Origin of the sequence: Actinomadura chokoriensis, assembly GCF_039529475.1 — a bacterium.
GTDB classification, from domain to species: Bacteria; Actinomycetota; Actinomycetes; order Streptosporangiales; family Streptosporangiaceae; genus Spirillospora; species Spirillospora bangladeshensis.
Map to the genome: position 1 here is coordinate 384,851 of NZ_BAAAMW010000006.1, position 21,725 is coordinate 406,575.

18 protein-coding genes are annotated in these 21,725 nt (G+C 75.3%); 9 read left to right on the forward strand and 9 right to left on the reverse strand.

Going from position 1 to position 21,725, the window contains the following annotated elements; all coding sequences use genetic code 11:
- Positions 1-79: 79 nt before the first annotated feature.
- The 6 genes from ABFX46_RS16790 (at position 80) to ABFX46_RS16815 (ending at position 9,302) form a co-directional block, all read left to right on the forward strand.
- Complete coding sequence (locus ABFX46_RS16790; protein WP_346043162.1) at positions 80-1,201, forward strand: ATP-binding protein; 1,122 nt, start codon at positions 80-82, stop codon at positions 1,199-1,201.
- Entirely contained in the window at positions 1,201-3,540 is a 2,340-nt protein-coding gene (locus ABFX46_RS16795) for a DUF5682 family protein (protein WP_346043163.1), read from the forward strand. The genes ABFX46_RS16790 and ABFX46_RS16795 overlap by 1 nt, the downstream gene beginning before the upstream one ends.
- Entirely contained in the window at positions 3,537-4,682 is a 1,146-nt protein-coding gene (locus ABFX46_RS16800) for a VWA domain-containing protein (RefSeq protein ID WP_346043165.1), read from the forward strand. The genes ABFX46_RS16795 and ABFX46_RS16800 overlap by 4 nt, the downstream gene beginning before the upstream one ends.
- Complete coding sequence (locus ABFX46_RS16805) at positions 4,679-6,667, forward strand: hypothetical protein (RefSeq protein WP_346043166.1); 1,989 nt, start codon at positions 4,679-4,681, stop codon at positions 6,665-6,667. The genes ABFX46_RS16800 and ABFX46_RS16805 overlap by 4 nt, the downstream gene beginning before the upstream one ends.
- An 80-nt stretch (positions 6,668-6,747) precedes the next feature.
- A complete protein-coding gene (locus ABFX46_RS16810; RefSeq protein WP_346043167.1) occupies positions 6,748-8,151 on the forward strand; it encodes a sugar porter family MFS transporter in 1,404 nt (467 codons plus the stop codon).
- The gene (locus ABFX46_RS16815) at positions 8,148-9,302 is read left to right on the forward strand and encodes an FUSC family protein (RefSeq protein WP_346043168.1); all 1,155 of its coding nucleotides are present in this window, start codon (positions 8,148-8,150) and stop codon (positions 9,300-9,302) included. Before ABFX46_RS16810 ends, ABFX46_RS16815 begins: the two co-directional genes overlap by 4 nt.
- On the opposite strand, the gene ABFX46_RS16820 is transcribed toward ABFX46_RS16815, so the two are convergent.
- The 5 genes from ABFX46_RS16820 to ABFX46_RS16840 all read right to left on the reverse strand — a co-directional run bounded on the left by ABFX46_RS16820 (position 9,286) and on the right by ABFX46_RS16840 (position 13,988).
- Positions 9,286-10,224 carry an MBL fold metallo-hydrolase gene (locus tag ABFX46_RS16820; RefSeq protein ID WP_346043170.1) on the reverse strand — a complete coding sequence of 313 codons (939 nt, stop codon included), beginning with the start codon at positions 10,222-10,224 and terminating at the stop codon, positions 9,286-9,288. The genes ABFX46_RS16815 and ABFX46_RS16820 overlap by 17 nt on opposite strands.
- Before the next feature lie 46 nt (positions 10,225-10,270).
- Positions 10,271-11,329, reverse strand: coding sequence for a rod shape-determining protein (locus ABFX46_RS16825; RefSeq protein WP_346043172.1), 1,059 nt, complete (start codon positions 11,327-11,329; stop codon positions 10,271-10,273).
- A gap of 198 nt (positions 11,330-11,527) precedes the next feature.
- A complete protein-coding gene (locus ABFX46_RS16830) occupies positions 11,528-12,409 on the reverse strand; it encodes a metal ABC transporter permease (RefSeq protein WP_346043174.1) in 882 nt (293 codons plus the stop codon).
- Positions 12,406-13,059: a metal ABC transporter ATP-binding protein gene (locus ABFX46_RS16835; protein ID WP_346043175.1), complete on the reverse strand. Its 654-nt coding sequence runs from the start codon at positions 13,057-13,059 to the stop codon at positions 12,406-12,408. The genes ABFX46_RS16830 and ABFX46_RS16835 overlap by 4 nt, the downstream gene beginning before the upstream one ends.
- A complete protein-coding gene (locus ABFX46_RS16840; protein WP_346043177.1) occupies positions 13,056-13,988 on the reverse strand; it encodes a metal ABC transporter solute-binding protein, Zn/Mn family in 933 nt (310 codons plus the stop codon). The genes ABFX46_RS16835 and ABFX46_RS16840 overlap by 4 nt, the downstream gene beginning before the upstream one ends.
- Before the next feature lie 138 nt (positions 13,989-14,126).
- Between ABFX46_RS16840 and ABFX46_RS16845 the strand changes: the two genes are divergently transcribed.
- From ABFX46_RS16845 to ABFX46_RS16855, 3 genes are read left to right on the forward strand one after another with little or no spacing between them, the layout of a single operon-like run.
- Positions 14,127-14,930, forward strand: a complete 804-nt coding sequence (locus ABFX46_RS16845) for a PP2C family protein-serine/threonine phosphatase (RefSeq protein ID WP_346043179.1) — start codon at positions 14,127-14,129, stop codon at positions 14,928-14,930.
- 22 nt (positions 14,931-14,952) lie between these two features.
- Positions 14,953-16,764, forward strand: coding sequence for an N-6 DNA methylase (locus tag ABFX46_RS16850; protein WP_346043181.1), 1,812 nt, complete (start codon positions 14,953-14,955; stop codon positions 16,762-16,764).
- Positions 16,765-16,778: 14 nt separating this feature from the next.
- Complete coding sequence (locus tag ABFX46_RS16855) at positions 16,779-17,687, forward strand: serine/threonine-protein kinase (protein ID WP_346043182.1); 909 nt, start codon at positions 16,779-16,781, stop codon at positions 17,685-17,687.
- Between the two features lie 36 nt (positions 17,688-17,723).
- On the opposite strand, the gene ABFX46_RS16860 is transcribed toward ABFX46_RS16855, so the two are convergent.
- The 4 genes from ABFX46_RS16860 to ABFX46_RS16875 all read right to left on the reverse strand — a co-directional run.
- On the reverse strand, positions 17,724-18,575 hold the full coding sequence (locus ABFX46_RS16860) for an SAM-dependent methyltransferase (protein WP_338071467.1): 852 nt from the start codon (positions 18,573-18,575) through the stop codon (positions 17,724-17,726).
- An 88-nt stretch (positions 18,576-18,663) separates the two neighbouring features.
- Positions 18,664-19,740, reverse strand: coding sequence for a C40 family peptidase (locus tag ABFX46_RS16865; RefSeq protein WP_346043184.1), 1,077 nt, complete (start codon positions 19,738-19,740; stop codon positions 18,664-18,666).
- Between the two features lie 159 nt (positions 19,741-19,899).
- Positions 19,900-21,330 carry a maltokinase N-terminal cap-like domain-containing protein gene (locus tag ABFX46_RS16870; protein ID WP_346043186.1) on the reverse strand — a complete coding sequence of 477 codons (1,431 nt, stop codon included), beginning with the start codon at positions 21,328-21,330 and terminating at the stop codon, positions 19,900-19,902.
- A 2-nt stretch (positions 21,331-21,332) separates the two neighbouring features.
- Positions 21,333-21,725 (reverse strand): alpha-glucosidase C-terminal domain-containing protein (locus ABFX46_RS16875; RefSeq protein WP_346043187.1); only part of this gene is annotated, 393 nt, incomplete at its 5' end.

Genomic DNA, 21,725 nt, shown 5'->3' on the forward strand with positions numbered 1-21,725 from the left:
GCGATCCCGCGCGCCGCGCCGCGTCGATCATGTCCGGGATCCTACGGATCTGTCCGTGCGCTCCTCTACCGTTGGGCCCGTGAAAGACCACCGTCACCCCGAGGACGATCCGCCCGACACCACCGGCCACCAGCGGCCCCCGGCCGAGGTCCGGTTCGCCGGGGAACTGCGCCGGCTCCGGGAGGACGACTCCGGGCCGCGCCCGCCGGGCTGGGCGCTGAGTCTCACGGCGGCGCGCCGGTTCATCGCCGGGGACGAGGCCCTCGGCGTGACGCGCAAGTTCGTCGGCGACACCGCGCTCATCGACCGGGCGCTCGTCACCCTCGCCACGAGCCGCGGCCTCATGCTCGTCGGGGAGCCGGGGACGGCGAAGTCGCTGCTGTCGGAGCTGATCGCGGCGGCCGTCGGCGGGACGTCCACGCTGACGATCCAGGGCGGCGCCGCCACCACCGAAGACCAGATCAAGTACTCGTGGAACTACGCGCTGCTGGTCGCGGAGGGGCCGTCCACCCGCTCCCTCGTGCCGGCGCCGCTGCTCACCGGGATGGCCGAGGGCCGCGTCGTCCGCTTCGAGGAGATCACCCGCTGCCCGCTGGAGGTGCAGGACTCGCTGCTCTCGCCGCTGTCCGACCGCGTCCTCGCCATCCCCGAACTGACGGGGGAGGAGTCGATGGTGTTCGCGCGGGACGGCTTCAACGTCATCGCGACCGCGAACACCCGCGACCGCGGCGTCAACGAGATGAGCGCGGCGCTCAAGCGGCGGTTCAACTTCGAGACCGTGTTCCCGATCGCCGACTTCGGCACCGAGCTCGACCTGGTCGAGCAGGAGGCGCGGCGGCTGCTGGAGCGCAGCGGCGTGCAGGCCCCGCCGCGCCGGGACGTCCTCGAAGTGCTGGTCACCGCGTTCCGGGAGCTGCGCAACGCGGCCACCGAGGACGGCCGGGCCATGGACCGGCTGTCGGCGGTGATGAGCACGGCCGAGGCGGTGTCGGTCGCGCACCAGATCGGGGTGCGGGGCTGGTTCCTGCGCGGCGAGCCGGGCGGCGCCGCCGACATCGTCGAGTGCCTCGCCGGCACCGCCGCCAAGGACAGCCCCGACGACCTCGCCCGGCTGCGCCGCTACCTGGAGCAGCAGGCGTCCCGGCGCGGCGGCGAGCAGTGGCGGGCGCTGCACGCCGCCCGGCACCTGCTGCCCGGCTGATGGCGGTCACGTTCCTCGGGGTCCGGCACCACAGCCCCGCGTGCGCGCGGATCGTCCGGGACGCGATCCGGCGGCTGCGCCCCGCCTACGTCCTGGTCGAGGGGCCCGCCGACTTCGGCGCCCGGATGGACGAACTGCTCCTCGGCCACACCCCGCCCATCGCGATCTTCAGCTACTACCGGGACGCCGACCGCGTGCACGCCTCCTGGTCGCCGTTCTGCGGCTACTCGCCGGAATGGGTCGCGCTCAACGAGGGGCGCGCGGCCGGCGCCGAGCTGAGGTTCATCGACCTGCCCGCCTGGCACCCCGCGTTCGCGAGCCGGAGCAACCGCTACGCCGACGCCGAGCGCCGCTACGCCGAGGTCACCGAGCGGCTGTGCCGGGAGTTCGCCGTCGACAACACCGACGTCCTATGGGACCACCTCTTCGAGACCGACCCGGACGGCGCGGCCGAGCGGCTCGACGCGTACTTCGCGCTGCTGCGGGGCGAGGCCGAGGCCGGGGAGGACGACACCGCCCGCGAGGTCTACATGGCGGCGTGGATACGGGCGGCCGAGGCCGACGCCGGAGACCGCCCCGTCGTCGTGGTGACCGGCGGATTCCACAAGCCCGCCCTCGAAGCGCTCACCGCCGCCGGCGGCACGGACTGGCCCGGCGTCCCGGAGCCGCCCGAGGGCGCGGCCGGCGGCGGCTTCCTCGTCCCGTACTCGTTCGAGCGCCTGGACGCGTTCACCGGCTACCAGTCGGGCATGCCGTCCCCCGAGTACTACCAGCGGCTCTGGGAGGACGGCCCCGACGCGGCGGCCGGCGCGCTCATCGAGACCGTCGTGGCGCGCCTGCGCGGGCGGCGGCAGGTCGTGTCGACCGCCGACCTGATCGCCGCCCGCACCCTCACCGAGGGCCTCACCCGGCTGCGCGGCCACCGCGCGCCCGCCCGCACCGACCTGCTGGACGGCCTGGTGTCCGCGCTGGTGAACGACGACCTCGACCAGCGGCTGCCGTGGACGTCGCGGGGCCCCCTCGCCCCGGGCGCCCACCCGGCCGTCGTCGAGATGGTCGCCGCGCTGAGCGGCGACCGCGTCGGCCGCCTGCACCGCGACACGCCGGCGCCGCCGCTCGTCCACGACGCGGCCGCCGAACTCGAGCGCCTCGGCCTCGACCGGGACGGGCCGGTCGTCCTCAAGCTCGCGACGCCGCGCGGACTGGAGCGCAGCCGCGCGCTGCACCGGCTGCGCGTCCTGCGGGTCCCCGGCGCCGTCCGCGAGTCCGGCCCGGCGTCCGGCGCCGACCCGGTGCTGGAGGAGCGCTGGGTGCTGGACACCGCCGACCCCTCCGGGTTCCGCCGCTCCGCGCTCATCGAGGCCGGCGCGCACGGGCCGACGCTGGCGGACGCGGCGGCCGCCGTCCTGGACGAGCGCGTGAACGGCGCCGGCACCGACATGCGGCGGCTCGCGGACGTGCTGTTCGACGCCGCGCTGTGCGGCTGCGCGGACCGGTCCGACGCGATCGCCGCGGCGATCGGCGCCGGGGTCGCGGGCTCGTCCGACCTCGCCGCGCTCGGTGCCGCACTGGACACCGTCCTCGGGCTGTGGCGGCACGACCGCGTCCTCGGGACGGCCGGCAGCCCGCTGTTCGGGACGGTCGTGCGAGAGTGCGCCACCCGGATCCTGTGGCTGGTCGAGGGGGTGCGCGGCGGGCCCGCCCCCGCCGACCTCGACCGGCTGCGCGCCGTCGCCGCGGCCCGCGACGCGCTGCTGCACGCCGCCGGGCCGCTGCGCCTGGACCGGGACGCGGCGCTCGGCGTCGCCCGCCGCGTCGCCGCCCGGACCGACGTCCCGCCCGACCTGCGCGGCGCCGCGTTCGGGCTCGGCCGGGCGCTCGGCGACACCGCCGACCCGGCCCGCGCCGTGCGCGGCGCGAGCGGCGCGAGCACGTTCGGCGACTGGCTCGCCGGGCTGTTCGCGCTGGCCCGGCAGGAGGTCCTCGACGCCGACGCCTCCGTCCTCGGCGTGCTGGACGAGCTGATCCGCGACCTCACCGACGCCGACTTCCTCGTGGCGCTGCCCGCGCTGCGGCAGGCGTTCGCGTTCTTCCCGCCGCGCGAGCGCGAGACGATCGCCGAGGGGCTGCTGGACCGGCACGGGGTCGACCGCCACGGGGTGCGCGGCTTCGCCCGCGCCCTGCTCCGCGCGCCGGCCGCGCCGCTGCTCATCGCCGAGGCCCGCGCCCTGGAGGAACGCGTCGACCGCGCTCTCGCCGCGGCCCACCTGGAATCGAGCGCAGCGAGGCGGGGGGTGCGGGGGGTCGTCCCCCCGCAGGGAGAGGAGGGGGAGTCGTGATCCCGCCCGAGCTGGAACGCTGGCGGCTCGTCCTCGGCGACCCGGCGCGGTCGTCCCTCGGGTCGCCGTCCGGGGAGGCCGCCGAACGGGACGCGGCCCTCGACTGGCTCTACGGGCGCGACCCCGACCTCGGCAGGCGCGGCGTCCGGCGCGGCGGCGCGGCCGAGCCCGCGGGCGACCGCACCGGCGGGGACGGGCCGTCGCAGCTCACCACCGTCGACTGGCTGGACGCCGTGCACCGGCTCTTCCCGAAGGAGACGGTCGAGCGGCTCGAACGCGACGCCGTCGAACGCTACGAGATCCACGAGATCGTCACCGACCCGGCCGTGCTGGAGCGCATCGAGCCCGACGAGACGCTGCTGCGCGCCGTCCTGCGCACCAAGCACCTGATGAACCCGGAGGTCCTCGCGCTCGCCCGGCGGATCGTGGAGGCCGTCGTCCGGCAGCTGGTGGAGCGGCTCGCCACCGAGGTCCGGCGGTCGTTCCACGGCACCCGGTCGCGGCGCCCGAGCCGCATCGCGAACTCCCGCAACTTCGACTTCCACGGGACGATCCGCGCGAACCTCGCGCACTACCGGTCGGACGAGCGCCGCCTCTACATCGAGCATCCCCGGTTCGTGTCCCGGACGCGGCGGCACGTCGAGCAGTGGCAGCTGATCCTGCTCGTCGACCAGTCCGGCTCCATGGCCGGGTCCGTCATCCACTCCGCCGTCACCGCCGCGTGCCTGTGGGGGCTGCCCGGCCTGAAGACGCACCTGGTCGCGTTCGACACCTCCGTGGTCGACCTGACCTCCGATGTCACCGACCCGGCGGAGCTGCTGATGAAGGTCCAGCTCGGCGGCGGCACCGACATCGCGCGGGCCGTCGGCTACGGCGCCCGGCTGGTGGAGAACCCGCGGCGGGCGATCGTCGCCGTCGTCACCGACTTCTACGAGGGCGGCGACCCCGCCCGGCTCGTCCGGGAGGTCCGCGGGCTCGTCCGGCAGGGGACGCAGGTGCTCGGGCTCGCCGCGCTCGACGAGCAGGCGAACCCCGACTACGACCGGGAGACGGCGGGGCGCCTCGCCGCCGAGGGCGCCCGCGTCGGCGCCATGACCCCCGGCCACCTCGCCGAGTTCGTCGCCGAACGGATCGCCCGGTGACCGGCCCCGCGACCCGGGCGGACCTGCTCTCCCTCACCCCGGACGCGCTCGCCGCCCTCGCCAACCGCGGGCTCGTGAAACGCGCCGCGAAGGACCTCGACGCCGGCAACGGCCCCGAGGTCGCCGCCGCCCCGGACGGCGGCATCTCCGGCACCTTCCCCGACGGCACCGAGACGTCGCTTCCGGCCGGTGCCGGGCTGGAGGCCGCGACCTGCTCCTGCGCCGCGACCGGCACGTGCCGCCACCGGATCTGCCTCGTCCTCGCCTACCAGCGCACCGCCGCCCCCGCCCCCGAAACCGAGGATCAGCCCGAGGCGCCGGACGCGGCCTGGTCGCCCGGGGCGTTCGACGACGACGCGCTCGCCCGCGTCCTCGGGCAGCGGGCCCTCACCGCCGCCCGCCGCACCTTCCGCGCCGGCTACTCCGCGACGCTCCGCCGCCCCACCCCGCAGGACCCGGTGGCCCACGTGGAGTTGCCGGCCTGCACCGTCCGGTTCCTGGTGCCGGACGAGCTCGGCTACGTCCACACCGACGCCGTCGCGGCGGTGCGCGGCGAGGTGACCGTGCTCGCCGTCTGGGCGTTCCGCGCCGCCGACGAGCGCGGCCTCACCGGCGCCGAGGTGCGCCTCGACGTGGGCGGCGCGCCGGGGGAGTCCCGCGACGGCCCCGGCCCGGCTCTCGGCCCGTCCCTCGGCACCGCCCTCGACCTCGCCGGCCAGGTCCTCCTGGAAGGCGTCGTGCACACCGGTCCGGTCCTGGCCACCGCGATCGGGCGCGCCGCCGCCGACCTCGCCGGACACGGCATGCACTGGCCCGCCGCGGCCCTCGGCGACCTGGCCGCCCAGCTCGCCGCCCACCACGAGCGCCGCGCCGACCACGACCCCGCGCGCACCGCGGAACTCCTCGCCGAGGTCCACGCCCGGCACCGCGCCGCCCGCGGACCGGACCGCTCCCAGGTGCTCGGCACCGACGAGCGCGCGGAGACGCCGCTGCGCCGGGTCCGCCTCGCCGCCCTCGGCTGCCGCGTCGCCGGCACCGCCGCGACCCGCACCGCCGACGTCTACCTCGCGCACACCGCCACCGGCGTCGTGCTCGCCCTGAAACGCCGCTTCGACGTCCCGGACGGGGCCCGCCTCACCGGCGCCGACCTGGCCGGACGCCGCGTCCTCGGCACCCCGCTGCGGTCGCTCGCGGCCGCGAACATCGTGTCGGAGAGCGCCGCCCGCAGCGCCGGCCGGGTCGTCCGCGTCACCGCCGGGCGGATCGCGAAGACCACGGTCACGCCGGTCGGCGACGCCTGGGAGACGCTGCCCGCCGCGCTGCTCGTCCGCGACTACGCGGCGGAGGCTCGCGCACTGGACGCGCTGCCGCCGCGCCTCGTCCGCCCCCGCGTCGAGGCGGAACTCGTCCGCGCCGTCGAGGTCGCCGGCGTCCGCGACATCGGCTACCACCCCGGCGCGCAGCGCCTGGAGGCCGTGGTCGCGGACGCGGCCGGGACCACCGCCGTCGTGTCGGCCGACTACAGCCCGCACCGCCCCGCCGCGCTCGACGCCCTCGCGGCGGCGCTCGCCGCGGGCCCCCGGCTGCTCACCGGCGCCGTCCGCAGGGACCGCGGCGGCCTCGTCGTCGACCCGTTCGCCGTCCTGACCGGCGACGGCGTCGTCCTTCCCGACCTGGCCCCCGGCGAGGGCACCGCCGCCCTGGACGCCCCGCCCCCGGACGTCCGCGACCCGCTGTCCCGCGCGCTGGACGAGGCGCTGGCGGCCTGCGCCGAGGCGGCCCATCGCGGCCTCTCGCGCATCTCGCCCGGCCTGCGGGAGCGCATCGTCCGCGCCGGCGAGGACCTGGAGGCGAACGGCCTGCGCACCGCCGCCGGGACCGTCGCCGCCCTCGCCGCGGCGCTCACCGCCGACGACCCCCACCGCGCCGTCCGGGCCTGGGCCACCGCCCACATCCGCCTCCTGGCGACGGCCGAACTCCGCTGACCTGGCTCTTTGTATCGAAGTGACTACTGTGGGTAGTGCCTCGTCGGGAGGCGCGCATGCAGGGTTTTTCTCGTGCCCAGGTGACCGAGGGCCCGCTGGAGGAGGTCCCGCCCGAGGGGCTGCGCAAGATCTGGCGGTGGGCGGTCCTCATCGCGGTCGGCGGCTTCCTGTTCGGGTTCGACACCGGCGTCATCTCCGGGGCGCTGCTGTTCATCCGCACCGACTTCGCGCTGAACTCCTTCGAGCAGGGCAGCGTGGTCAGCGTCCTCGTGCTGGGCGCCATGGCGGGCGCGCTGCTGTCGGGCCGCCTGGCCGACCGGATCGGGCGGCGCCGCGCCCTCGGCCTCGAAGGGTTCGTCTTCCTCGTCGGGACGGCGGTCGCCGCGCTCGCGGGCGGCTACGGCACGCTGCTGGGCGGCCGGCTGCTCCTCGGCCTCGCGGTGGGCGCGGCCTCCGCGACCGTCCCGGTCTACCTCTCCGAGATCTCGCCGCCGAGCATCCGGGGCAGCGTGCTGACCCTCAACCAGCTGCTCATCACGATCGGGATCCTGGTCGCCTACATGGTCAACGTCGCGTTCGCGGGGGCCGGCGACTGGCGCGCGATGATCGCCATGGGCGCCGTGCCCGCGGTGGTCATGGTCGCCGGGGCCCGGTGGGGGATACCGGAGTCACCGGCGTGGCAGCTCGCGCGCGGCGACCGGGACGGGGCCCGCCGGACGATCGCCTCGGTCACCAACGCCGCGACGGCCGACGAGCTGATCGAACGGCGGCTCGCCGCCCGGGCGAAGCGGGACGGCGGCGTGCAGGGGCGGGCGGGATGGCGGGCCCTGCTCGAACCCCGGGTCAGGCCCGCGCTGGTCGTCGGGGTCACGCTGGCCGCCGTGCAGCAGTTCGGCGGCATCAACACGATCATCTACTACGCGCCGACGATCATCGAGGAGACCGGGCTGAGCGCCGCCAACTCGATCTACTACTCCATCGCCATCGGCGTCATCAACCTGGTGATGACCATCGCGGCGGTCCGGCTCATCGACCGGGTCGGGCGCCGCGGCCTGCTGCTGTTCTCGCTCGCCGCGATGGCGGTCACCATGGCCCTGCTGGGGCTGGCGTTCGCGGCCGGATGGTCCTCCGTGCCGGCGCTGGTCTTCATGGTCCTGTTCATCGCCGCGTTCGCCGTCGGCCTCGGGCCCGTCTTCTGGGCGATCATCGGGGAGATCTTCCCGGGGCCCGCCCGCGCGACCGGCTCCAGCGCCTCCACCGCGGTGAACTGGGGCGCGAACTTCGCGGTGAGCCTGCTGTTCCTGCCCATCGCGAACGCCGTCGGGCAGGGCGAGACGTTCTGGATCTTCGGCGCGATCGCGCTGGCCGGGCTCGCGTTCACGGCGCGCTTCGTCCCGGAGACCAAGGGCCGCGACTTCGACGAGGTGGACGCGGACCTGCTCCGCCGTTTCGGGCGCCGTCCGCCGGAGAGCACCCCTGGATGAGGCCGGTCCGGTGGCGGCACCGGGCGCGCGAGGCCGGTGCCCGGTCCCGGCGGCGGCTGCGGGAGGGGGCGTGGCCGGTCCTGCAGCAGACCGCCGCCGCGACCATCGCCTGGTTCATCGCCAAGTCGTTCGGCCCGCACACCGACCCGTTCTTCGCGCCGATCTCCGCCGTCGTGGCGCTCAACACCGCGCGCGGCCAGCGCGGGGTGAACGCGGTGCAGCTGCTGGTCGGCGTGCTGCTCGGCATCGGCGTCGGCGAGCTGACCCTGCTCGCGCTCGGCGGCGGCTACGGCACCCTCGCCCTCGCGGTGTTCGGCTCGATCGTGCTGGCCCGGGCCGCCACCGACTCGGCGCTGGTGGTCGCGCAGTCCGCCGCGTCCGCGATCCTGACCGTGACCTCCGCGGGCGGGCAGGCCGGGCCCTTCCGGATGGTGGACGCGCTGGTCGGCGCCGGCGTCGCGCTCGTGTTCACCCAGCTGCTGTTCACGCCCGAGCCGCTCGCGCTGCTGCGGCGCGCCGAGTCCGCCGCGCTGGAGGGCATGGCCGACGGCCTCGACCTCACCGTCCGGGCGCTGCGCGAGGACGACGACGGGCTCCGCGAGGAGGCGCTGGACGAGCTGCGCGGGCAGCGCGACCGGCTCGCCGAGCTCGGCCGGATGAGCGCGGCCAGCATCTCGGTCCCGCGGTACTCGCTGGTGTGGCGGTCGCGGCACGCGGTGACCGTGCTGGAGCGGGAGAACGCGGACTGGCTCGACCTGCTCTGCGGGAGCTGCGTCCTCGTCGCCCGCACCGCCCTCGCCGCCGGCCGGGGGCAGCGCCGTGTCCTCGTCCCGGCCGTCCTGGACCTCGCCGTGATCGTGCGGCACGTGGCCGACGACCCGGGCGACCACGCCCGCCGCCGGCGGGCCGCCGAGCGCGCCGTCGTGCTGGCGGAGCGGGCCGGCGACGAGGAGCTGCAGAGCGTCGCCGCCGGCCGCGACGCCGCCACGGCGCTGCGGCTGGCCGCCATCGACCTGCTGGTGTTCGCCGGCGTGGACGCGGCGGAGGCGCGGAAGGCGGTGCGCGGCGGCGCGGGCCGCTACGACGTCCCCGCCCCGCCGCGGGCGATCGGCCCCGGGCACCTCCTGCGGCGCCTCAGGCGCGGCAGGTGAGCGGGCGGCCGCCGTTGAAGGTGATCATGTCGCCCATGGCGGCGAGCACGTCGATGTCGCCGCCCGGTTCGAGGCCGTCCAGCTCGGCGTAGGCGCGGTGCAGGTTGCCGACGAGCCGCTCGGCGTCGGTCAGCTCCGCGTACGGGCCGAGGTCGGCCTCGCGCGCCGCCTCCAGCGGCGACAGCCCGGCGGGCTTCGCCTCGGCGGCCGTCGCCTGCACGAACCGGGCGTAGCCGAGCACGCGGTCGATCAGCTCGGGGCCGCCGACCGGGCCGTGCCCGGGGACGATCGTCTCCGCGCCCAGCGGCGCCACGACCTCCTCCAGCACCCTGATCGCGCCCGCGACCGACCCCTGCATCAGGAACGGGGTGCCGCCGTTGAACAGCAGGTCGCCGCAGAACAGGACCCGCCGCTCCGGGATCCACACGATGGAGTCGTTCGTGGTGTGCGCCGGCGTCCCGACGTGCCGGACCTCGCAGCGCAGGTCGTCCACCCACAGCGTCACGCCGTCGGTGTAGGTGAGGAACGGCGGCTCGACCTCGATGTCGCCCCAGTCCACCTTCGTCCAGACCGGCTCGTCGAACGGCCTGCCCCACGCGAGCGCGCCCTCCCGCGTCCGCTCGTGGCCGACGACGGTGGCGCCCGCGAACAGGTAGTTGCCGAACGTGTGGTCGCCGTGGTGGTGGGTGTTGACCAGGGTCCGGACGGGCCGGTCCGTCACCGACCGGATCGACTCCAGGTACGCGCGGGTGCGGCGCTCGGTCGAGCACGAGTCGACGCTCACCACCCCGCGCGTCCCGGAGAGGAAGCCGGTGTTGTTGATCCACCAGGTGCCGTCCGGCTGGACGTAGGCGAAGATCCCGTCCGAGACCTCCTGCAGGCGCGGGCTTCCGGGGCCGTCGAGGCCGGGTGCGTCGCTCATGGACCCCGGAGTCTAACCCCCGCCCGGCCCCGGCCCCGGCGCCCGGTCAGAACTCCGGCAGGGTGGTCAGCACCTGCGGGCGCGGCGCCGACTTGCGCGCGGACGGCTCCTGCGAGCCGGCGGAGCGCAGCACCTCCCCGGCGCCGAGCACGGCCGCGTCGCCGGTGTCGTCGCCGAGCCGCGCCTCCAGGCCGGTCCGGTCGCGGATCAGCCGCTGCAGCCCCGGCAGCCGGGCGCACCCGCCGGTCAGCGTGATGCCGACGCTCAGCAGGTCGCCGGAGATCTCGGGCGAGCAGCCGGTCAGCCCGGCGCTGATCGCCTCCACGATCCCGGCGATCGGCGCGCTGATCGCGCGGCCGACGTCCAGCGTGGTCAGGACGATCTCGCGCGGCATCCCGGTCGCGATGTCGCGGCCGGTCACGACGGTCTGCTTCACCGGCCGGCGGCCGAGCGGCGGCACCGCCCCGACCTCCAGCTTCGCGGCCTCGGCCGCCGACCGCGACAGCGCCGTGCCGTGCTCGCGCCGCACCATCGCGACGATCGCCTTGTCCAGCGCCGACCCGCCGACGTGCGCGGTGTGCGAGGTGACGAGCCCGCCGAACGCGATGACGCCGACGTCGGTGACCTCCGCGCCGATGTCGGCGATGACGGCGATGTCGCGGCGCGCGGTCGAGGTCATCCCCATCCCGATCGCGGCGGCGATGGGCGTCGGCACGAGCGTGAGCCGCCGCGCGCCCGCCTGGTAGGCGGAGAACTGCAGGGCCCGGTAGTGGACGGAGGTCATCCCGCTCGGCACGGTGATGACGAGCCGGGGGCGGGCCGTGTAGTGGCGCCGGTGGTGCCGGCGGACCAGGTGCCGCATCAGGTACTCGGCCTCGTCGGTCTCGGTCGGCGCGCCCTCGCGGATCGGCCGGACGAGCGTGACGTCGGGGTTGCGCCCGGCCATCTCCTGCGCGGGCATGCCCAGCGCCAGGATGTGCCCGGTCTCCCGGGACCGGGCGAGCACGGACGGCTCGCGGCACACCACGCCGCGGTCGCGCACGTGCATGCGCACGGTGTCGCTGCCCAGGTCGATAGCGGTGTCACGGCCCGCGAAGTCCCACATCGCGTCCCTCCCAATCGCCCCGAAAGTCGGAAGAGCCTTGTTGATGCCCTTGGCGTCCGGCGGCGATGCCCACGGGGAAGTAAGCGAATCGCAACGACCTCGCCGCCGGAGATCCGGAATATCCGGAACGCCCGCCGCGCGGCGGTGCCCGCCCGGCGGCCAGTACCGGGCGGGCACCAAGGGATCATGTGGGAGAGATCATGCGGGTACCGGGCCGGGCAAGGCCGCGCGCCGCCGCGCCGTCCAGCCGCGCCTCGCCCGGACCGCCCCGGCCGCGCGGCACACCCCGTACAGGACGAACGAGATCGTCGTGACGTACGGGCTGACGGGGATGCTGGACCCGATCGACAGCAGGATCCCGCCGACGACCGACACGGTCGCGAACACCGCGCTGAGCACGGGGGCGAGCACCGGCGACGCGGTCACCCGGACCGCCGCCGCGGCCGGCGTGCAGAGCAGCGCGAGCACCAGCAGCGCGCCCACGACCTGCACCGACACCGCGACCGCGAGGCCGAGCACCAGCATGAACACCAGGGACAGCGCCCGCACCGGGACGCCCCGCGCCGCCGCCACGTCCGGGTCGAGGCTCGCGAACGCCAGCGGCCGCCACATGACCGCGAGGCACACCAGCACCACCGCCGACGTCCCCAGCAGCCACGACAGGTGCGGCGTGTCGATGGCGACGATCTGCCCGGTGAGCAGGCCGAACTTGTTCGCCGACCGGCCCTTGTAGAGGGACAGGAACAGCACGCCGAGGCCGAGCCCGAACGGCATCAGCACGCCGATGACCGAGCCGCGGTCGCGCGCCTTCGCGCCGAGCACCCCGATCAGCGCGGCGGCGGCCAGCGCGCCCGCGATCGAGCCGCCCGCCACGCTGGTGCCGAGCAGCAGCGCGCCCGCCGCCCCCGCGAACGACAGCTCGCTGATGCCGTGCACGGCGAACGGCAGGTCGCGCATGATGACGAACGTCCCGGCGAGCCCGCCGACGAGGCCGAGCACCGCACCCGCGATGAGCGAGTTGCGGACGAGCGCGAGCAGCGCCCCGTAGTCGTCGAAGTTGACGATCTCGTGCCAGATCACGCCGCCTCGCCCGGTTCGAGGCCGCCGAGATCCAGCACCCGGTCCGCGAACGGCAGGACGGGGTCGACCTCGTGCGTGACGAACACCACCGCAGTGCCCCGCTCGCGCCGCCGCCGCTCGACCAGCTCGCCGACGATCCGCTGGTGGTCGGCGTCCAGCGACGCGAGCGGCTCGTCGCACAGCAGGACGCGCGGATCGGCGGCCAGCGCCTGCGCGACCCGCACCCGCTGCAGCTCGCCGCCCGACAGCAGGTGGAGCGGGACGTCGGCGTAGGGCGCGGCGCCCACGTCCCGCAGCGCCTCCTCGATCCGGCGGCGCGCGTCCCGGGACCGCCGCCGCGGCCCCCACCGGTGCCCGTCGACGCCGAGCCCGACCAGGTCGCGCGCCCGCAGCGGGGTGTGCGGCGGGACGGCGCGGTGCTGCGGGACGTAGCCGATGAGCCCGCCGCCCCGGCGCGGCGGGCGGCCGTTCACGGTGACCGTCCCCGCCGAGAGGCGCTGCAGGCCGAGCAGGACCCGCAGCAGGCTCGTCTTCCCCGAGCCGTTGTGCCCGAGGACGAGCAGGAACTCGCCCGGCGCGACGTCGAGGTCGAGGCCCTTCCACAGGGTCCGCTCCCCGTAGGCGAGGGCGGCGCCGCGCAGGGCGATCACGACAGCGCCTTCCGCAGCGCGGCGATGTTGCCGTCCATCCAGGAGACGTAGTCGGTGCCCTCGGGCAGCGTCTCGGTGACCGGCACGACCGGCACGCCGCCCTCCTTCGCGGCCTTCTCGATCCGCTCGGTCTCCGGGCCGCCGGTCTGCGCGTTGGAGACGAGCGCCTTGACCTTCGTCCCGCTCACCAGCGCGATGGTGTCCCGCAGGACGCGCGGCGGGACGTCGCCGCCCTCCTCGATCGCCTCGCTGAACTCCTCCGGCGTCCGGTTCTCCAGCCCCGCGGCCTCCAGCAGGTAGACGGGGACGGGCTCGGTGATCGCGACGCCCTCGCCGGCGTGCGCGGTCTTGAGCGCGGCCACCTTCCCCTCCAGGGTCTTCAGCTCGGCCTTGAACGCCTCGGCGTTCGCCCTGAAGGTCTGCGCGTCCCCGGGGTCGGCCTCGGCGAGCGCGGCCGAGATCCGGTCGGCGAGCAGCCCGACGGACGGCAGGTCGTACCAGACGTGCTCGTTCAGCTCCTCGCCGGCGGGCGCGGTCTTCCCCGACACCTCCACCGCGTTCAGCACCGTCGCCTTCGAGTTCGCGCCCTTGAGCAGCGTGTCCATGAAGTCGTCGTAGCCGCCGCCGTTCTCGATGACGACGCCGGCCTCCGACAGCGCGAGCCGGGTGCGCGCGCTCGCCTCGAACGAGTGCGGGTCCTGCGAGGGGTCGCTGATGAACGAGGTCACCTCCACCTTGGCGCCGCCGATCTGCCGCGCGATGTCGCCGTAGACGTTGGTCGACGCGACGACCGAGACGGTGCCGTCCTCCGGCTTCGCCCGCGTCCCGGAACCGGTGCCGGACGACGATCCGCACCCGGCCGCCAGCAGTGCCGAGACGGCGAGGAGGGCGCCCGCCCCGGACAGGCGGGCACGCTGCAGAGAGGACATGGAAACTCCCGAGAATGAAAACGGTTTTCAGTGCAACGTAGCACGATCGATCCCGGTTCGCCCGCCGTGGGACCGTGCAAGCACGGTGCTGACCAGGAATGCTTGTGAATTGTGTTTTAGCGTGCTTCCATGAAATGCATGGCTCACCAGATGCTGCGCTTCGCCGCCGGCACGGACGTCGGCAGGCGGCGGAAGACGAACGAGGACTCCGCGTTCGCCGGTCCGCGCCTGCTCGCGGTCGCCGACGGGATGGGCGGGCACCCGCACGGCGACGTCGCCAGCCGGACCGCCGTCACGACCGTCGCCGGGCTGCCGCTCGGCGACGACCCGGCCGCCGCGCTCGCCGCCGGGGTCGCCGAGGCGGCCGCCCGGCTCGACGACCTCGGCCGCCGGGACCCCGGCCTCGCGGGCATGGGCACCACGCTCACCGCGATGGCCTGGGACGGCCGCGGCTTCGCGGTCGCGCACATCGGCGACTCCCGCGCCTACCTGCTGCGCGGCGGGGACCTCTTCCAGCTCACCCGCGACCACACCATGGTCCAGTCCCTCGTGGACGGAGGGCAGCTCACCCCGGAGGAGGCGGCGAACCATCCGCGCGGATCGGTGCTCGTCCGGGCGCTGCAGAGCGGCGGCAGCGGCGAGCCCGACCTGTTCCGGCACGACGCCCGGCCCGGCGACCGGTACCTGCTCTGCTCCGACGGCGTCTCCGGGTTCGTCCCGGCCGACGCGATCCGCGCCGCGATGGCGGAGGAGGCCCGCCCGGCGGACGTCGCCGCACGGCTCATCGGCCTCGCCAACGAGGCCGGCGGGCACGACAACATCACCTGCGTCGTCGCGGACGTCGCCCCCGCCGGGGAGGCCCCCGACCAGCGCCCGCTGCTGCTCGGCGCGGCGGCCCCCGGGCGCCTGTCCCGGCTCGGCCGCCGCCTCCACCGTGCCTGAGCCGGGCCGGTACGGTGACGGCATGAGCGGCGACCCCGGCGTGACCGCGGGCGACATCGCCCGGCTGGCGGGCGTCGGGCGCGCGACCGTCAGCAACTGGCGCCGCCGCCACGCCGACTTCCCCCGCCCGGTCGGCGGCACCGCGACCAGCCCCCTGTTCGCCCTCGCCGACGTCGAGGACTGGCTGCGCCGCAACGGCAAGCCGTTCGAGGTGTCGCTCGGCGACCGGGTCTGGCAGCGGCTCCGCGCGTCCGGAGACGACTTCGGGCTCGCCGACCTCGTCGGCTGGGCCGGGCTGCGCCTCCTCGAACTGCGCGGCCCCGGGCCGGACCGGGACGCGGTGAAGCCGCCGCCCTCCGGGCTGGAACCGGACGACCCCGCCCTTTCCCGCATGCTCGCCGGGCTCGCCGCCGAACACGGCCACGCCGGCGCCTTCGACCAGCTCCTGGAGCGCTACGTCCGGGCGCACTCGCGGCGCCTCGTCCTCACCCGCGCGGACGTGGCCGGCCTGATGACCCGCCTCGCCTGCCGGGACGGCGACGTCGTCCTCGACCCGGCGTGCGGGCTCGGCACGCTGCTGCTCGCCGCCCCCGGGCCGCGGCGCCCGCTCGGCCAGGACGGCGACCCCGCCGCCGCCCGGATCGCCGCGGTCCGGCTGCTGCTCGCCGGCGCGCCCGCCGAGGTCGTCGCGGGCGACTCCCTCCGCGACGACGGCTTCGCGGGCGTGGCCGCCGACGCCGTCGTGTGCGATCCGCCGTCCGGCGACCGGGCCTGGGGCCACGAGGACCTCGCCGGCGACCCGCGCTGGGAGTACGGGCTGCCGCCGCGCGGCGAGCCCGAGCTGGCCTGGGTCCAGCACTGCCTCGCGCACCTCCGGCCGGGCGGCCGCGCCGCGGTGCTGATGCCGTCGGCCGTCGCGGGCCGCCGCCCCGGCCGCCGCATCCGCGCCAACCTGCTGCGCGCGGGCGCGCTGCGCGCCGTGATCACGCTCGCGCCCGGCGGCCCCGACCTGTGGCTGCTGCGCCGCCCCCGGCCCGCCGAGCCGCCGCCCGCCGCCGTCCTGCTGCTCGACGCCGAGGGCGACCTCGGCCGCGCCGAGCGCGCATGGGAGCGGCGCGCGGAGGGCGCGTTCGCCGTCCCGGTCATCGATCTGCTGGACGACGAGGTCGACCTCAGCCCCGCGCGGCACCGCCCGCGGCAGAGCGGCGCGGCGTTCGCCGGCCGGTTCACCGAGGCGCTCGACCGGCTGGCCGCCGCCGCGCCCGTCCCGCCCGGCGTGGAGCTGCTGCCCGACCAGCGGCCCCCGGCGTTCACCACGCTCGCCGAGCTGGCGAAGGCCGGCGTCGTCGAGATCAGCCACGCGCCCGCCCGGCCGCCGTCCGGCGGCGACGTGCCGGTCCTCACCGCGGACGATGTCGGCGCCGGCACGGACCCGTCCGGCACCGCCGCCGCGGGCTCCGGCCTGATCATGCTGGAGCCCGGGGACGTCGTCGCCACCGCTGCCGGCTCCGCCCGCGTCGTCACCTCCGGCGGCGCCGCGCTCGGCCCCTACCTCACCCTCTACCGGCCGGACCCGCGCCGGCTCGACCCGCGCTTCCTCGCCGGGTTCCTGACGTTCGCGCACACCCGCACCGGCACCGGGTCGAGCCGCATGGACCTGCGCCGCGTGCGCATCCCCCGGCTGTCCCTGGAACGCCAGCGCGGCTACGGCCGCGCGTTCGAGGAGATGGCCCAGCTGACGCGGACATTGCGCGAAATGTCCTCCATGGGGGAGGCACTGGTCCGGCTAAGCTTCGACGGGCTGCTGGACGGCCACCTCCGCCCCCGCCCCTGACCCCCGGGAGAACGATGCTCATCGCCGACCGGTATGAGCTGGCCGAACTTCCGCTCGGCCGCGGCGGCATGGGAGCCGTGTACGCCGCCGACGACACGCGCCTCGGCCGCCGCGTCGCGGTGAAGTTCCTCGACCTGCCGGGCGGCGGCGCGGACGACGAACTGGAGCGCCGCTTCGTCCGGGAGGCCCGCATCCTCGCCCGGCTGGAGCACACCGGCGCCCCGACCCTCTACGACTTCGGCGCCTTCGAGCAGCGGCTGTACCAGGTCATGCAGTTCATCGACGGGGTCACCGTCGCCGACCTGATCGCCGAGCACGGGCCCCTCCCGGTGCCGTGGGCCGCCGGGATCACCGCGCAGGCCGCCGCGGTGCTGGCGGCCGCGCACGCCCTGTCGATCCGGCACCGCGACCTCAAGCCGACCAACCTGATGCTGTGCCCGGACGGCAGCGTCAAGGTCCTCGACTTCGGCCTCGCCGTCCTCGGCGACGCCGACGTCGCGCACTTCACCCGGCACGGGCAGATCCTCGGCACACCCGCGTACATGGCGCCCGAGCAGATCGAGCAGGGCGTCGCGGACGCGCGCAGCGACCTGTACGCGCTCGGCTGCGTGCTGCACGAGATGCTCACCGGACGGCAGGTGTTCGCCGGACCGACCGCCTATGCGGTGTTCGACAAGCACGTCCGCGAGCGGCCCGCGTCCCTTCCCGGTGTGCCCGCCGAGCTCGACGCCCTCGTCCAGGACCTCCTGGAGAAGAAGCCCGAGAACCGCCCGCCGGACGCGCCGGCCCTGTACGAGCGGATCCGCCCGTTCACCGGGGAGCCGCCGCCGCTGCCCGGATTCCTGGAGCCGGCGTCCGTCCCGAGCCCCGAGCGCATGTACGCGCAGGTGCTCGGCCAGGTCCTGGCGGACCCGTCCCGCTGACCCGTCCCGGTGACCGGGCCCACTGACCGGGCCCGCCTACCGCTTGCGCAGGACGCCGCCGTACTCGTAGATGCCGCGGTCCAGCTTCGACGCGCCCTCGTACCGCTTCAGCTCCTCCGGGACGGGCGCGAGCGGCGGCTGCAGGTCCAGCGGGCGCCAGTCGACCAGGTTGCACAGCCCCGGCTCGACGGGGTCGAACCCGGACAGCAGCGCGTCGATCTGGGCGGGCGTCCGGGTCTGCCACGGGATGCCGGCGCTCGTGACCTGCTCGGTCATCTCCGCGCTGCGGACCGGGTCGTCGCACGCGACCTGGGAGAAGGTGAGGTGGCTGCCGGGCGCGGCGCGGTCCATGATCGTGTGCAGCACGCGGTGCGGGTCGTCGGCGTCCGGCAGGTGGTGGCCGACCGACAGGAACAGCGTCGCGACCGGCTCGGAGAAGTCGATCAGCCGCCGGAGGTCGGCGTCGGCGAGGATCGCCTCCTGGTCGCGCATGTCGCCCTGGATGACCGTGGTGGAGGCGTCGCCGGCCAGCAGCGCCCGCCCGTGCGCGAGCACGATCGGGTCGATGTCGACGTACACGACGCGTGCGTCCGGGACGAACTGCTGCGCGACCTGGTGGACGTTGGCGTCGGTCGGCAGGCCGCAGCCCATGTCGATGAACTGCCGGATGCCGGCCTCGACGGCCAGGTACCGGACGGCCCGGTACAGGAAGAGCCGGTTCTGCCGGGTGATGTCCAGCCCGGCCGGATGGTGCTCCAGCTGCGCCCGGATGAACTGCCGGTCGACCTCGTAGTTCTCCTTGCCGCCGAGCAGCCAGCCGTAGGCCCGCGCCGACGTCGGCACATCGTGAGGGATGTCCGCAATGGACGGACTGTCGTCGTGATCCACATGGGCACGGTACTGCACGCCCTCCGGCCGCGCGGCGGTTCCGCCATGGGCGCTCGGGACGCCCATGGCGGCGCGTGACGCGGCGGATTCAGGCGAGGACCCCGTAGGGGGCGCGGCCCGTGTACTTGGCCCAGACCCGGTTCTGGACCGGCTGCCGGTGGCCGGCCGCCCGGGTGCGGGGACGTGGAGCAGGCTTGTTCTCATTCGACTGTGCGTCGCCTCGCGGAGCCTGGGCCGCGGAATCGCCCGGTGCAGAATTTCCGGGTGCTGGATTGCCCGGTGCTGATGTGTCCGGTGCGGAATCGTCCGGTGCGGGGGCGGGGCGGCCGGGTGGATCGGCCTGGTGCGCGGGGGTGTTCCCGGGGGCGGTCATCGGGGGATTGCGGTCGGACTTGGGAAGCGAATCGGAAGGCGGCGGAATCTGGGGGGTCCGCCCCTTATCTGGCGGCTTCTTGTCCGCTCTCTTCTCGGCGCTCATCCGGTCGATCTTCTCGACCAGCTCCTTCACCGACGCCGACCATTCCCGGTAGGCGGGCGCGCCGGGGCGCACCGCGCCGGCGAACTGCTGCTTGCGCCGCTTGCCGATCTTGTTGATGCGCACCCGCGCGCCGCTGTGCGGCGCGTGCAGGAACCGCCCGTGCCCGACGTACAGGCCGACGTGGCTGCGGCCGTGGAAGAAGATGAGGTCGCCGGGTTCGAGGTTCCCGTACTTCACCTTCCGGTCGACCTTGCGGTACTGGGCGTAGGTGACGCGGGGGAGCTTTACGCCCGCCTTGCGCCATGCCGCCATCGCGAGACCGGAGCAGTCGTAGCTGCTCGGCCCGTCGGCGCCCCACTTGTAGGGCTTGCCGATCTGCTTGCGCGCGAACCGCAGCGCCCTGCTCGCCTTCTCGCGCTGGTTCGCCTCCCGCGTCCGGTACTTGTCGTAGGCCTGCACCTTCTCCAGCGTCGCGGAGTCCAGATGCAGGCTCTTCAGCACCACCGGATTCAGCGCCGCGTGGGCGGGCGCGCCGAGCGGCACGGTCAGCGCCAGCCCGGTCGCCGTCGCGGTGAGGGCCGCCAGGAGCATCCCCTGTTTTCGGCCGTCCGTCCGAGTGCGGCCGGCATGGCGCTCCAGGGCTCCGTTTCCGGCGCCGTCATCCTGCGAGTGGCGTGCGATGGACATTCCCGTTCTCTCCGTTCCCCCGGTACCGGGTCGGCCTCCGGCAGGTGATCATCATCCTGCCGAGAGTTCGGGTACCCGTTGATCGCCGGGGAATTGTGAGAACCGGCCGATTTTACATGATCATGGCGCCGAATTGGAGGCATTCTTTGGTGTCTTTGATCATGCGGTCAGATGTGCCAGCGAGGTCAGCGGAACCGGCAGCCAGGCGGGGCGGTTCCGCGCCTCGTACCGCACCTCGTACACGGCCTTCTCGAATTCGAAGGCGTGCATCAGCACCGAATGCGCGGCCGGGTCGGCGCCGCCCGCCGCCGCGTAGCCGCGGCAGAACGCCGCCCGGTTCCGCGCCGCCCACGCGTGTGCGCGCGTCTCCAGGTGCGGTCCCGACTCGGTCGGCACCGTGCCGGACTTGGTGATGAGGAAGCGCGCCGCGTACTCGAAGGAGCGCAGCATCCCGGCGACGTCGCGCAGGGGGTGCGCGAGCGCGCGGCGCTCGCTCTCCGCGCGGGCCGGCTCGCCCTCGAAGTCCAGCAGCGCCCATCCCGACTCGGTGCGCAGCACCTGGCCGAGGTGGTAGTCGCCGTGCACGCGCTGGACCGGCAGCGGCGCCGCCCGTGCCGCCAGGTCGAGGAACGCGCCGGTGAGCGCCTTCGCGTGCGGGGCGAGGCCGGGCACGGCCTGGCAGGTCGCGGTCAGCTCGGTGTTCATCCGGGCGGCCATCGCGCGCACCTCGTCCGCGGGGAGCACCGTCACGCCGAACGCGTCGGCGAGCGCCCGGTGCACCTGCGCGGTGGCCGCGCCGAGCCGCTCGGCCTCGGCGGCGAAGTCGCCGCCCGCGCCGCTCGCGTCCAGCTCCGCCCACTCGTCGCCGGGCGGCACGGGGTAGGCGAACCAGTCGCGGACGCTCGCGATCGCGAGGCTCCAGCCGTCGGCGCCGGTGTGCAGGTAGTCGGAGAGGAGCGCGAGCGTGACCGGCTCCGCGTCCGGCCCGTCCGGTACCAGCTCGATCCAGCCGTGCACGGCGGGGACGTGCTCGCAGCCCTGCCGGGTCAGTGCGAGGTTGACCTCCAGGTCGAGGTTGACGCCGCGGCTGAGCCGCCGGAACAGCTTGCAGATGTAGGCGTCGCCGAACAGCAGCGAGGTGTTGCTCTGCTCGGCGGTGATGGGCAGGCTCGCCAGGTCGGTCCGGATGCGGGCGCCGGGCACGCGGTGGAACCGCAGCGGGCCGATGGACGCCTCGTCCGCCAAGGCGTCCAGCAGCATCCGGGTCAGGTCGTGGTCGTGGGCGGCGTCGTACAGCCGCGCCCTCGCGGCGCCCGTGCCGCCCGTCCCGCCCGGACCGGCGCCGATCTCCACGTGCCGGAGCCGGTCGGGAAGGTGCCGCCGGACGCCGAGGAGCAGCTGGTAGTGGTCGACGGCGCCGTTCTGGCGGACGTCGAGGACGAGGTGGTGGAGGGCGGGGTCGCCGGTGCGCAGTTCGGTGGCGGTGCCGATGGACAGCTCGTCGATGGGGCCGTCCTTGCCGCCGAACCACCGCTGCCGGGGCAGCCACTCCGCGAGGTCTCGGGCCAGGTCCGATCGGGGTGGCAGCACGGTCAGACGGTCCTTCCCGCGCCGACGATCCGGTCGGCGGCGCCGCCGTCGTCCGGTGGGAGCAGCTGGAACCAGAAGAACCCGTGCCCGGGGAGCGTCAGCAGGTAGGGCAGTTCGCCGATCGCCGGGAACTGGACGCCGCCCATGCACTCGACGGGGGAGTAGCCCTCGAAGCGCCGCATGTCGAGTTCGACCGGCTGCGGGAAGCGCGACAGGTTGCTGACGCACAGGATCGTGTCCATCTCGCCCCACGGGCTCTCGTCCTCGGTGATCTCGCGGGTGAAGGCGAGGACGGAGGGGTTGGAGGCGGACAGTTCGACGTAGGAGCCGACGCCGAAGACGGGGTGGCGCTGCCGGATCTCGATCATTTTGCGGGTCCAGTGCAGCAGGCTGCC

What these genes read in the sequence shown, in the direction of transcription:
- ABFX46_RS16865 (WP_346043184.1), bottom strand. Translation starts at nt 19,740, where the DNA reads ATGTCCATCGCACGCCACTCGCAGGATGACGGCGCCGGAAACGGAGCC.
- ABFX46_RS16855 (WP_346043182.1), top strand. Translation starts at nt 16,779, where the DNA reads ATGCTCATCGCCGACCGGTATGAGCTGGCCGAACTTCCGCTCGGCCGC.
- ABFX46_RS16820 (WP_346043170.1), bottom strand. Translation starts at nt 10,224, where the DNA reads ATGAGCGACGCACCCGGCCTCGACGGCCCCGGAAGCCCGCGCCTGCAG.
- ABFX46_RS16815 (WP_346043168.1), top strand. Translation starts at nt 8,148, where the DNA reads ATGAGGCCGGTCCGGTGGCGGCACCGGGCGCGCGAGGCCGGTGCCCGG.
- ABFX46_RS16795 (WP_346043163.1), top strand. Translation starts at nt 1,201, where the DNA reads ATGGCGGTCACGTTCCTCGGGGTCCGGCACCACAGCCCCGCGTGCGCG.
- ABFX46_RS16845 (WP_346043179.1), top strand. Translation starts at nt 14,127, where the DNA reads ATGGCTCACCAGATGCTGCGCTTCGCCGCCGGCACGGACGTCGGCAGG.
- ABFX46_RS16840 (WP_346043177.1), bottom strand. Translation starts at nt 13,988, where the DNA reads ATGTCCTCTCTGCAGCGTGCCCGCCTGTCCGGGGCGGGCGCCCTCCTC.
- ABFX46_RS16850 (WP_346043181.1), top strand. Translation starts at nt 14,953, where the DNA reads ATGAGCGGCGACCCCGGCGTGACCGCGGGCGACATCGCCCGGCTGGCG.
- ABFX46_RS16825 (WP_346043172.1), bottom strand. Translation starts at nt 11,329, where the DNA reads ATGTGGGACTTCGCGGGCCGTGACACCGCTATCGACCTGGGCAGCGAC.